Annotated in this window: 11 protein-coding genes and 1 riboswitch; of the genes, 5 read left to right on the top strand and 6 right to left on the bottom strand. The window is 35.7% G+C overall.

Annotated features, from left to right (window positions below):
- Positions 1 to 47 precede the first annotated feature (47 nt).
- Complete coding sequence (locus tag KQI49_RS09520) at positions 48 to 506, top strand: CBS domain-containing protein (protein WP_216488334.1); 459 nt, start codon at positions 48 to 50, stop codon at positions 504 to 506.
- 42 nt (positions 507 to 548) lie between these two features.
- Here KQI49_RS09520 and KQI49_RS09525 read toward each other — a convergent pair whose 3' ends face one another.
- From KQI49_RS09525 to KQI49_RS09545, 5 genes are all read right to left on the bottom strand, one after another.
- Positions 549 to 965, bottom strand: a complete 417-nt coding sequence (locus KQI49_RS09525) for a DUF1829 domain-containing protein (protein WP_216488336.1) — start codon at positions 963 to 965, stop codon at positions 549 to 551.
- Positions 966 to 1,490: 525 nt separating this feature from the next.
- Entirely contained in the window at positions 1,491 to 2,696 is a 1,206-nt protein-coding gene (locus tag KQI49_RS09530; RefSeq protein ID WP_216488338.1) for a M20 family metallopeptidase, read from the bottom strand.
- A 23-nt stretch (positions 2,697 to 2,719) separates the two neighbouring features.
- The gene (locus KQI49_RS09535; protein WP_216488340.1) at positions 2,720 to 3,544 is read right to left on the bottom strand and encodes a MetQ/NlpA family ABC transporter substrate-binding protein; all 825 of its coding nucleotides are present in this window, start codon (positions 3,542 to 3,544) and stop codon (positions 2,720 to 2,722) included.
- A 15-nt stretch (positions 3,545 to 3,559) separates the two neighbouring features.
- The gene (locus KQI49_RS09540; RefSeq protein WP_216488342.1) at positions 3,560 to 4,210 is read right to left on the bottom strand and encodes a methionine ABC transporter permease; all 651 of its coding nucleotides are present in this window, start codon (positions 4,208 to 4,210) and stop codon (positions 3,560 to 3,562) included.
- Complete coding sequence (locus KQI49_RS09545; protein ID WP_216488344.1) at positions 4,200 to 5,231, bottom strand: methionine ABC transporter ATP-binding protein; 1,032 nt, start codon at positions 5,229 to 5,231, stop codon at positions 4,200 to 4,202. Before KQI49_RS09545 ends, KQI49_RS09540 begins: the two co-directional genes overlap by 11 nt.
- Before the next feature lie 117 nt (positions 5,232 to 5,348).
- Positions 5,349 to 5,447: riboswitch (SAM riboswitch) on the bottom strand.
- 537 nt (positions 5,448 to 5,984) lie between these two features.
- Between KQI49_RS09545 and KQI49_RS09550 the strand changes: the two genes are divergently transcribed.
- Positions 5,985 to 6,434: a 2-phosphoglycerate kinase gene (locus tag KQI49_RS09550; RefSeq protein ID WP_253286753.1), complete on the top strand. Its 450-nt coding sequence runs from the start codon at positions 5,985 to 5,987 to the stop codon at positions 6,432 to 6,434.
- Between the two features lie 24 nt (positions 6,435 to 6,458).
- The gene (locus KQI49_RS09555) at positions 6,459 to 6,959 is read left to right on the top strand and encodes a GNAT family N-acetyltransferase (protein WP_216488346.1); all 501 of its coding nucleotides are present in this window, start codon (positions 6,459 to 6,461) and stop codon (positions 6,957 to 6,959) included.
- A 529-nt stretch (positions 6,960 to 7,488) separates the two neighbouring features.
- Here the strand turns inward: KQI49_RS09555 and KQI49_RS09560 are convergent.
- Positions 7,489 to 8,856, bottom strand: a complete 1,368-nt coding sequence (locus KQI49_RS09560; RefSeq protein WP_216488348.1) for an OmpA family protein — start codon at positions 8,854 to 8,856, stop codon at positions 7,489 to 7,491.
- A 351-nt stretch (positions 8,857 to 9,207) separates the two neighbouring features.
- Between KQI49_RS09560 and KQI49_RS09565 the strand changes: the two genes are divergently transcribed.
- Together KQI49_RS09565 and KQI49_RS09570 are read left to right on the top strand one after the other, a co-directional pair.
- Positions 9,208 to 10,257, top strand: coding sequence for a YdcF family protein (locus KQI49_RS09565; protein ID WP_216488350.1), 1,050 nt, complete (start codon positions 9,208 to 9,210; stop codon positions 10,255 to 10,257).
- 127 nt (positions 10,258 to 10,384) lie between these two features.
- Entirely contained in the window at positions 10,385 to 11,536 is a 1,152-nt protein-coding gene (locus KQI49_RS09570) for a VanZ family protein (RefSeq protein ID WP_216488352.1), read from the top strand.
- Positions 11,537 to 11,598 lie beyond the last annotated feature (62 nt).

Consider the following 11,598-nt stretch of genomic DNA (forward strand, 5'->3'; position numbering starts at 1 on the left):
GTTACTATTGCCATAGAATACAATCTTTAAAGATAGGAGATTTTCTAATGCGTGTAAACGAAATTATGACAAAAGATGTTATTACAGTAACAGAAAATGATACGGTCGAAAAATGCGCAAATTTACTTAACAGAAATGACTTAAGCGGGTTACCTGTTGTAGACGGTGATAATTATGTGAAAGGAATTATCACGGAAGGAGATCTCATCAAGCATAATACGAAAGTAGAAGTTCCTGCGTTCCTAGAAATTCTCGGAGGAATTATTTATCTAGACGATCCCAACAAGTACTTTGAAAATGTAAGGAAATCAATGGGACACTTTGTGGGTACCGTTATGACACAAGATGTCATCTCAGTTAGTCCCGATCAGGAAATAGAAGCGACAGCAAAATTAATCGCACGTAAAAAAATAAAAAGACTCCCGGTCGTCGACGAAGATGGAAAACTTCTAGGGATTGTCTCACGAAAAGATATCATGAATCATTTGTTTGCGAGTGATGATTAAATAAAAATGCAGCTCTCCTTGTGGGATGAGCGCATTTTACACTTACTCTATTAGCGAAAGTGACTTTTTTACATGCTGTTTGTCTGAGAATCTGATTGGTTCGATACCATATTCAAGTAAAGCTTCAGTATATTCCTCAGACAACTTTTTTTCATTATCATTAATAAGGGCGACCATTTTTAAATTTTCATTGTATTTATTCTTTCTTTGTTCGTGAGTGTCTTGCCAACTAATTAATGTTCTTTCTACTTGTGGCTGATTGAAATTATTTATTAATCTTACCAGTTTTTTCTCTTTATTCTGCAGGGTCATTAAATAATCAAAGTGATGTGTTAATTTTGATCTGCCTTGGATTTCAAAATCTGAAAAGGGATCATAAATATCTTCGTTTTTATCAAAGTAAGCTGAAACCTCTTCTCGGAAAATATTCCTAACGGCACTCGTATTGAATTTCAACATCACTAATAGAAAGTATTGTCTGTAGCATGATGTGCACGGATTTTCCTAAATCATTTTGATTGGAAGTGATATAAAACTCTTTTGTTGATTCATCTAAATGAATACTAGAACGGTTTAGAGAAAAGGGCATTGAAATACAACAATACATATTATGTTTTATGTTGAAGAGCATATGGTATTATTTTTGTGATTTTTTTCAACCCAGCTGTCTTCCCAGGAAGGATAGCAGCGCACCCTCTCTGAAATCATATTTAGTACACTTTCCAGGTAGGATTACGAATTTAGCCCCTCTGGATTAATGTACAATCTAATTTCTAGGTAGGCTATTGAGCGTAGCCTCCCATGAATTATACTCAGGTCACTTTCCAGGTAGGATATAAAACATCTGCGAAAGTTAGAATAAAACTTAACTGTCGGGGGAGAACTGTCTTTATCCACATTTTGAAAAACGGGTCAGACCAGTTAGACCGGTCTGACTCCAACCGTTAGATATTTTATTTATCTGACCCTTGTTCCCAATGGACTTTATTTATTTTGTGCTTCCGCTTCTTTTCTTTGTTTAAACTCTTCTTTAATTGCTGCCAATGTCACTGGCTCAGTTACTAACCGTAATGCTGTTAAACCGAGTGCTTTTGCTCCAGTAATTAGGGCTTCATCGCCTTTTTTGGATATAGCGGCTTCTCTAAATGGAATGGTATGAGGAGTGAGGTCGTCAGCTCCAATCTTAAGATAAGGGTGAATCGTTGGAACCACTTGGCTAATATTTCCGGCATCTGTTGATCCCATTCCAGCACCTTCAGTAACGGTTTCTCCTAATTCTTCAATAACTTCTTTAAATACTTGATTATAGGGATCATTTAATAACAAATTGTCGACCTCATTTTGGATAGCATACACATTTAATGTTGCGCCTGTAGCCAATGCAGCCCCTTCAGCAATGGATTTTACTCGTTTTGTTACATCATTTAACCGTGGTCTAGTTGCTGCCCGAATGTAAAATCTCGCTTTAGCATAATCTGGAACAATATTGGGCGCATCTCCACCATGTGTAATAATTCCATGAATCCGAACATCATCAGAAACGTGTTGTCTTAATGCATTGATTCCATTAAAGAGTTGAATAACCGCATCTAAAGCATTGATTCCCTGCTCTGGCGCAGCGGCGGCATGTGAAGATTTGCCGGTGAATTCAAAATCAAGCGGATCGACAGCCAAAGAAGGTTTTGTTAAACTTGTTTGACCGTTCGGATGTATCATCATCGCCGCATCAATGCCGTCTGTTAAGCCGTACTTAACAAAACTCCCCTTTGCACTCCCGTTTGGTCCTCCTTCTTCAGCAGGAGTTCCAAAGACAACCACTTCTCCACCAGTTTCATCAATTACCTTACTAAATGCAATGGCTGCAGCAACACTCATAGTCCCGATTATATTGTGTCCACAAGCATGACCAAGTTCCGGCAAGGCATCATACTCTGCTAAAAATGCAATCGTCTGACCTGATTTTACCGATTTTTTTCTAGCAACAAAAGCTGTTTTATGGCCAGCAACTTCTTTTTCAACAATAAACCCTTCGTCTTCAAGAAGATTTATTAATAATCCTGATGCATAAAATTCCTCGTTTCCAATCTCCGGTTTACCATGAATATCATGACTTGTCTCAATATAACGATCTGTATTTTCCTCAATATCGTTGATAATTTTCTCTTTAATATTTGTTTGTATAGTTGTCATTTTTAAACCTCCAAATATATTTTTTACCAGCCAATTTCCTCCAAAGGTACAAAAGTAGGGATTAAGGTCCCGCCATATTCATCATCAATAAACTCTGCCGTATCCTCTTCCTGGAAAAGTTCCGCTAATTTTAATAGAGTTTCATTGTCTTTGTCTTCTTCTCTTACTGCAATAATGTTTAAGTAGTCATAGGCTGTTTCGTCTTCATGAAAAATAGAATCATCCAGTGGATTTAAACCAGCATCTCTAGCAAAGCCATTATTAATAATACTTGCATCAACATCTTCCATTGCTCGTGGAGTTTGAGCCGGAGCCATTTCCACAAGGTCGATGTTTTTTGGATTATTTATGACCGCTTCTGAAATAGAACCAAGGCCATCATAGTCGTCAACGAGCTCAAGAAGCCCGGCCTCCTGCAGTAAAAGTAATGCTCGACCTTGATTGGATGCATCATTAGGTATAGCAATAGCGGCCTCATCTGGGAGATCATTTATATCTGTAAAGTCATCTGAATAAATCGCCATTGGTGCCAAATAGGTTGTCGCAATAGGAACAAGGTCTAAATCATGTTCTTCTATAAATTCATCAAAATAAGCAACCGTTTGAAAGGAGTTGACATCCAATTCACCATCACCCAAAGCCGTATTTGGCTGTACATAGTCGTTAAAAGAAATAATCTCGATATCTATACCTTCCTTCGCTGCCTTTTCTGATACAAAATCCCATGTACTTGTATCGGTTCCGCTAATTCCGAGTTTTACCTTTTCTTCCCCAGTATCACTTGAACAAGCTGCTAAAATTAAAACGAATGTAATAAGTTGAATAAAAAATAAGAATTTTCTCTTCATGATTTTCCTCCTAAATTATTTTCTGCGTATTTTTTTAGATAAAAAGTTACCAATTGATTGTAATCCTTGAACCATAATTATTAACATAACGACCGTAATCATCATCGTGACTGTATCAAAACGTTGATATCCATATGTAATGGCAAGATCTCCAATACCCCCACCACCAACGGTTCCAGCCATTGCCGAAGCCCCAATTAGACCAATCGTTGCAATCGTGAAATTAACAACTAAGGAACTAAGAGCTTCTGGTAACAGAAACCTAAAGATAGTTTGAGTCGGTGTTGCTCCCATAGCGTTTGCTGCTTCAAACACACCTTCATCAATTTCTAAAAGTGAACTTTCCACTAATCTAGCTATATAAGGACCCGCATAAAAGACCATTGGTACGATAGCCGCTGAAGTACCAATAGACGTACCAACTATCAAACGAGTAAGCGGGATGATGGCCACTAATAGAATAATAAAGGGAATAGAACGAAAAATATTGATAATGAAGTTTAATACTGTGAAAACAGATTTATTTTCAAGTATTTGTCCTTGCCGTGTTACCAATAATGCAATCCCTAATGGTAAACCTAATAGAATTGAACATATAAACGATATGCTGACCATTTGAAGCGTTTCTATCAGAGCTTGAACAATTTGATCGGAATTAACTAGCATGTGGAATCACCTCATTGAAATCTATTTCTTTCGTTTCCAGGTACTCCAAAGCACGGTTCACTTCAGCTTCAGACCCTTGTAATTCGACAATTAAATTTCCAAATGGAATCCCTTGGAGTTCTGTAATATTCCCAAATAGCACATTCACATCGATAGCGAATTTTTTTGCAAGCTGTGACAAGAGTGGCTGACCAGCTGATTGACCAATAAAATTAATCCGAAATACATTTTGTGACCCGTTATTACTTTCAATCATTTTAATAATAGATTCAGGTATTTGATCATGCATAACGGTATTGACGAAGTTTCGGGCTGTCTGGGTTTTTGGCCTGGAAAAAACATCAAAAACAGTTCCTTCTTCAATAATTTCTCCAGCTTCCATGACGGCAACCCGGTCACATATTTCACGGATTACTGACATTTCATGGGTAATCATTAAAATCGTAATATTATATTCTTTATTAATTTTTCTTAATAGCTCCAAAATCGAACTTGTCGTTTGCGGATCAAGGGCAGACGTCGCTTCATCACAAAGTAAAATGGATGGTTTTGTTGCCAGTGCTCTTGCAATACCGACACGTTGCTTTTGACCACCAGAAAGCTGTTCAGGATGAACGTTTGCTTTATCTGATAAACCAACAAACTCTAGTAACTCATAAACCCGTTGTTTTATTTCATCCTTTGGCATTTTATTAAGAATTAGTGGCATAGCAACATTGGCGTACACTGTTTTTGAATTTAATAGATTAAAATGTTGAAAAATCATTCCGATATTCTTTTTCACTTCGCGTATTTCTTTAACTGTTAAAGTTGATAAATCATGACCATCTACAATCATTTTACCGGCAGTCGAACGCTCCAAATGATTAACACAGCGAATAAGCGTACTTTTACCTGCTCCACTAAACCCAATCACACCATATATTTCACCCTTGTTAACCTTTAAATCGATATCGTTTAATGCTTTGATTTGTTCATTACCATTCGTAAACACTTTGCCCACGTTTTGAAAATGAATCATTAAATAACGCCCCCTCATTTCTTTATCGAATACAAACTTTAAAAGAATAAAAAAATCCTTCTTCATAGAGAAGAAGGATTTTACAAGGATATAGCACTTTGACTTGTAAAAGAGCTCTTCTTATCTTCCAAGCACATGCTTGCAGGAATTGGCACGGTACAATTGCCCGTTGCCGAGGTATCATAGGGCCAGCCCCTCCACCTCTCTGGATAAGAATGTTTTATCAATAATCATTTAGATTCTTTTTCATTTGTATAAATAAAAATTATCAAACACTTTTTAATTTAATAAATACCTTACACTTAATATGAATAATTGTCAATAAAAAATATAAAGTCTTTGGTGAATGTTTTTCTTGTTCTCTTTTATATTGTTGATTTTGTTAAAGAAGATAATAATTTGAAGTTTGTAAAAAACTTCCGAAGTAAGGATAAAAAACAATATGGCAGTGGGATCTTCATTATTGGTACAATAACGTTGCTGAGTTTCAGTATGATAATTCGAAATATATAAATCGTTTTGGAATTGGTTACACAGGTCAATTAATTGTGGTAACTGTGGTGTACAATATTTATAGGCCGAATAAGCTCAATCTGAAACGAACCTGTGATGATGGTTTAATTACAAATAAATCAGAACGGAGTAATATACGATTATTATAATAAGTGCTGTAGGTAGTACTGGTAAAACCTTGATGGCTCAAAATTACTAGAGGGGTACCATATTCCTTATCTCTCAATAGACCACTTTAAAATGGGTTTGTACAGAGGGGATGAGTATTGTGGGTTCTCACCATCAGATAATACCGAAGTTATTGGAGATAATCTCTGGCCAATATTAAAAGGGATTATTTTGACAAATATCGAGAATGACCAACATATCATTATTGAGGGGGGCTACATATTATATCTGAAGGATTTTGACATTAATTATTCGGAGGAAATCATTTCAGTATTTCTAGGTTTTTCGACGAATTATATTCAAGAAAACTTTGAAGAAAGAATTGTGAAATATAGAAATGCTGTTGAACGTCGTAGTTGGCCAGAAGAAAGGTCGATGCAAGAACTAATCGAGGAACATAAGGAATTTAAAGCACAATGCTTGCAAGCCGGTGTTAGGTATTTTGAGATTGAAAGCGACTATGATAAAGAGATACTAAAAGTTTATGATTATATAGAGGCCGAAAAACAAAAAAGAAGCTAATTTATTGTGGGGGAGGGGAGTCAAATGGAAATAAAACAATTAGAACCAAAAGACGCGATGCAGTATCGTTCTTTAAGACTTGAGGCACTTCAAAATAGCCCAGATAGTTTTGCGTCGAGCTATGAAGAGGAAAAAGAACAAACCGCTGAGAAATACAAAATTAGATTTGCAGCACCAACGAATACATTTACATTCGGTGCTTTTGATGATAATCAACTCGTTGGAGTCGTTACATTGATCAGAGAGCAACTTATGAAATTAAATCATAGAGCGTCTATTGTGGCTATGTACACTAAGCCTGCAAAGCGTGGGTGTGGAGTAGGGAAAGCACTGCTTAATAAAGCAATTAAAAAGGCATATACTTTGGAAGGAATTGAACAAATATACTTAACTGTTGTATCAACAAATGTACCGGCAAAAAAAATGTATGCTTCTTGTGGCTTTGAAGTATACGGTTTAGAGAAAAGAGCTTTGAAATATAACAATACATATTATGATGAAGAGCATATGGTATTATTTTTGTGATTTTTTCATCTTATGTGTATTGTGATGAAAAAACTTGTACCTGAAGTCAGATGGGATTGTGGTTAGATTCTTACTTTATTAAAGTATTAATTTTATTAATTACGTTCATAATCTTAGCTATAGTATACTGTTAGAACAAAAAAAGTAAGCACACCTAATGAATGCTAGCATTTGGCGTGCTTACTTTTTTATAACTTAAGATGTGAGCTCTCCCTAAAGGGTATTTTTATGAGTAAGGGTCTGACCTGGCCTTAATCCTCAACCATTCCAGTGTAAAATCTGCTTTCTAGGCAGGCTAATGAGCACAGCCTCCCAGAAATCATGTACATCACCTATTCCAGGTAGGATTACAGGTTTACCCTCCCTGGATTAATGTACAAACTAAATTCTAGGTAGGCAAATGAGCACACCCTGCCAGGAATTATGTACATCACCTATTCCAGGTAGGATTACAGGTTTACCCTCCCTAGATTAATGTACAAACTAAATTCTAGGTAGGCTAACGAGCGCACCCTTCCTAAAATTATGCTTACTTTGGATTAATAACTATTTCGACCCGGCGATTTTTTTGTCTTTCATCTTCATTTTTGTTTGAAGCAATCGGTTGGGTGTCACCAAAACCTTGAATATCCATTGTCATTGAATCGATGTCATTATTTTCCTTCATATAATCCGCTACGGCCTGTGCTCGTTCTTCTGAAAGATTTAAATTATAATCGGCTTCTCCTTGATTATCTGTATGTCCGTTTATTTGAATGTCTACGTCTGATGATAGGTCACTTAAATCGTCAATAATGTCATCAAGCGTTTCTTTTGCTTCCGACTTTAACTTACTTTCATCAAAATCGAACAACAAATCGTCAGGGACTTGCATTTTAATTTCCTCTTCTTCTAAAGACAAGTCAACATCTTCCGGCGCGCTAATCTCAGGACCAGCAAGATCTATGGATAGTTTAAGATACTTACTACCATCTTCTTTTTTTTCCACGAGGTTGCCTTCTAAATTTTCTCCTTCCTGACCATACGTATCTAAAACTCTATCCCAGCCATTATTATCAGGATCAAATTCGAAATGCATTTCCATCCCTTCTCTTAAATCCCAATAATGAATTTGAAGTTGAAAAGACCCGTCAGGATTGACTTGAGTATGACTGGATGACCATGCTGAGCTTACTAAATCGTTAGGATCCGTTATATTGCCAGTTATCTTGGATCCCTCTAACAAATTACTTTTCCCTTCAAAAAATAAATAGTTGTGCTTCGTCGTCGCATCTACTTCCATCCATACGTCAGTGTCTCCATAATCATCTGGTACATTGCTCCAATCAGGGGTTTCAAGGTCGATGGTATATGGCATTGCTTTTCTTGAATCGATTTCGAATGTATATGTCGCGGCATATACTCCCTCGTCACGGGTTTGATAAACTTGATGACCTGTTGCCTTTTCTAAATGCTCGCCGTAATGGTCGGTCACGTCGTCATTTGCAGTAGAAAGACTTAGGGTAACTTCAATATCTGACTCTTGCCCGGGAAACTCGAAATAAAACGAGCCATCCTCCTCTACTTCTGCACTGTCTTGATGATCAATCGATGCAAAAGTATCAGTTTGCCCACTTGAAGATATATAAGATCCAGGCAAAAGATTACTTTCTCCTTCGACGACAACTTTGTCTTCTTCAACAATAACTTCGCCGCCAATCCAAATGTCTAAATTTCCGATATCTGAGCGATAATCATCATCAGATGCTTCTGCGTCATCATCTTCCGCTGCTACATCTTCTGTAGCTTCTGCATTGTTTTCATCATCTTTAGAAGTTTTATCTTCTGTAGTTGAACAACTCACCATGAACAGAACAAAACTCAACACTACTAATAAAAAAGGATAACGAATGGTCATCGATTTTCTCCCTTCAATTAATAAATAAGTCTCTGTGCCATGCATTTTACCATATGCAAGCGATAATATGATTAGGTATAAAGAACTAATTAATGAAATTAAGTTTTAAGAGTAAAATAGCACGAGAGTAAGCTTTAGACTGTTAAATAATAGTTATATGTGTTTTATTTTAGGGAATAAGGTAAAGTGAGAGGATATCTCTTAAGTTAATTCTTAGCTCAAAGTAGATGCTTGACGGGAGACACTTAATACATCAGATTGAAATGTCCCTCAATACATTAAGATACTTGCTATCTTTCTGTTGAAATATTAGGATATATTTTGATATCAATCGGTATGAGGAGGAGAAACATGCTAGGCATCATGGCACTATCTATTACAATCATCTTGTTTTTATTATTCTTTTTTGAACGGCGAACGATGATGCTCGGTGGTGTATTCTTATGTTGGGTGATCATTTCAAGCGTTTTTCTTATTATCACATTAGAATCTTATGAACAACATATCGCCATTATTGTGGCTTTATTTATTTTCGCCCCTTTTATATTATTATTTCCTTTTTACTCCGTCTCTTTTATTATTTTATTAATGACGTCGGGAGTGCGACTTATCAGAAGGGAAGGAAGAAAGTTACGTAACTTTTTATCTATAACACTTGGCTCTTTCTTCATTATATGGGCGATTATTTCCCCATTTTTCACTGTGAAAGAAGGAACGCATCCTATTTGGATGGAAATATACTTGTTGATTACATTTAGTGTCTATTATTTCTTGGCGGCATTATTACTATTTACTGTTTCATCTTTGTTAAATCGGATTCCAATTCCTTTTAAAACATATGATTATATTATCGTCTTGGGAAGTGGCTTAATTGGCGACAAAGTTCCGCCCCTGTTAGCCAGTCGAATTGATACAGGTATCAAACTATTTCATCGTTTTCATACAGCTGACCACCCCGTCAAAGTTATTTTTACAGGTGGACAAGGAGCTGATGAGTTGTTAGCAGAAGGTGAAGCTATGGCCCAGTATGCTCTAAATAAAGGAATGAATAAAGAAGATATTATAATAGAAAATAAAGCAATAAACACGTATGAGAATTTGTTGTTTTCTAAACGCCTAATTGAAGAAGACATGTTAAATAAGGACTGTTCTGGAAAATATCAAACTATAACCGTGACAAATAATTTCCATGTATTTCGAGCTTTGTTATGGGCTAGAAAGGTAAAACTCAACAGTGATGGTGCAGGTGCAAAGACAAAATTTTATTTTTGGTTAAACGCTCTTATTCGTGAATTTATTGGTGTTATTTATATGCAGAAGAAATACCATATATCTTTCATCCTGATAGGATATATTTTAATTACTTTGTGGGTCCTTATTTATTCTATTTTAGTATATTAAGTAAATGATATGCTCAATTGACCTCATAAGATGGGAACCTTTAAGTTTGCAGGGTGAAAATAAAGGAAAAGGCTACTCATTCAATAAATTATAGCTACTCCAGGTAAAGGAAGGTATGGTGCTCCATATGTCTGTTTATTTTCAGTCGATCAATACTGCATTTATTATTTTTCTTTTATTGGGATTCCTTCTAATTATTCCATGGTTAATTTTTAGCTATAGAAAATACGGCTATTTAAGTGTGTGGGAATCAATTGTGATGTATTCTTTTGTTTTTTATATGTTGACAGCTTTATTTTTAGTTCTTTTGCCGATGCCAGCTACGAGGGATACTTGCTCATTACAACCACCAGATACTGTACATTATTCACTTGTTCCGTTTTCCTTTATTACGGATATTATGAGTACTAGTTCAGTTGTTTGGTCACAGCCTTCAACTTATGGGAGGATACTTACAGAAAGTGTATTCTACCAAGCTGTATTTAATCTTTTATTATTAATGCCTTTTGGTGTTTATTTAAGGTATTTTTTTAGTCACCGGAGGTATTGGAAGAGAGCGTTAGGATTAGGGTTTTTGCTATCATTATTCTATGAAATAACACAAATAACAGGTATTTATGGAATCTATAATTGTCCCTACCGTATCTTTGATGTGGATGATTTACTATTAAATAGTACTGGCGCACTAATTGGTTTTCTCATTGCACCTATTTTGTTAGCTTTATTCCCGTCAAGAAAAAGTGTCGAAGCTAAAGGGAAAGAGTTACAAAAGGTGAAGTATGTATCACCACTATCACAGTTAGTAGCTGTAATTACAGATTATCTAGTCATCAAACTCAGTTGGACATTTACATTAGGGCTTTTTATAACGGATGGATTTATTGAATTTATTTATACAACAATAGGCTTTTTCATCCTTTTTTTCCTAGTTCCATTGATCTGGAATGGAAAAACAATCGGAACTGGAATCATGCGGTTTAAATTAGCTACAACCAAAGGCAATCAATCTTTTTGGAAATCTTTGTTGATCAGAACCCTTGCATTGTATTTACCTTTCATGCTGTCACGCTTTCTTAAGATGGTCGAAAATATTGACATTGATATGGATTCAATCTTTTATCTTTATTATGTGTGGGGAAGTGTGGCTATCATCGTCTTTCTTTTTATGATGTGGGTCACGTTGTTCCTTCATGTTGTACTTGTTTTAATAAGAAGAAAGCAGCGCAGTTACTACTTTGATGATGTCGCGAATTTAATAGCGAAAAAGGAGTCGTATTAAAATAATAACAGACACAAATTTCATTTTATTGAGTTGCTATACACTTAAAAGTAAACAGTAAT

This window comes from Virgibacillus sp. MSJ-26, assembly GCF_018918075.1.
In the GTDB taxonomy this organism is placed as follows: Bacteria; Bacillota; Bacilli; order Bacillales; family Amphibacillaceae; genus MSJ-26.

Bases quoted from the DNA above. Each gene is read 5' to 3' on its own strand.
- KQI49_RS09520 (WP_216488334.1), top strand. From the start codon at position 48: ATGCGTGTAAACGAAATTATGACAAAAGATGTTATTACAGTAACAGAA.
- KQI49_RS09525 (WP_216488336.1), bottom strand. From the start codon at position 965: ATGTTGAAATTCAATACGAGTGCCGTTAGGAATATTTTCCGAGAAGAG.
- KQI49_RS09530 (WP_216488338.1), bottom strand. From the start codon at position 2,696: ATGACAACTATACAAACAAATATTAAAGAGAAAATTATCAACGATATT.
- KQI49_RS09535 (WP_216488340.1), bottom strand. From the start codon at position 3,544: ATGAAGAGAAAATTCTTATTTTTTATTCAACTTATTACATTCGTTTTA.
- KQI49_RS09540 (WP_216488342.1), bottom strand. From the start codon at position 4,210: ATGCTAGTTAATTCCGATCAAATTGTTCAAGCTCTGATAGAAACGCTT.
- KQI49_RS09545 (WP_216488344.1), bottom strand. From the start codon at position 5,231: ATGATTCATTTTCAAAACGTGGGCAAAGTGTTTACGAATGGTAATGAA.
- KQI49_RS09550 (WP_253286753.1), top strand. From the start codon at position 5,985: ATGGGTTTGTACAGAGGGGATGAGTATTGTGGGTTCTCACCATCAGAT.
- KQI49_RS09555 (WP_216488346.1), top strand. From the start codon at position 6,459: ATGGAAATAAAACAATTAGAACCAAAAGACGCGATGCAGTATCGTTCT.
- KQI49_RS09560 (WP_216488348.1), bottom strand. From the start codon at position 8,856: ATGACCATTCGTTATCCTTTTTTATTAGTAGTGTTGAGTTTTGTTCTG.
- KQI49_RS09565 (WP_216488350.1), top strand. From the start codon at position 9,208: ATGCTAGGCATCATGGCACTATCTATTACAATCATCTTGTTTTTATTA.
- KQI49_RS09570 (WP_216488352.1), top strand. From the start codon at position 10,385: ATGTCTGTTTATTTTCAGTCGATCAATACTGCATTTATTATTTTTCTT.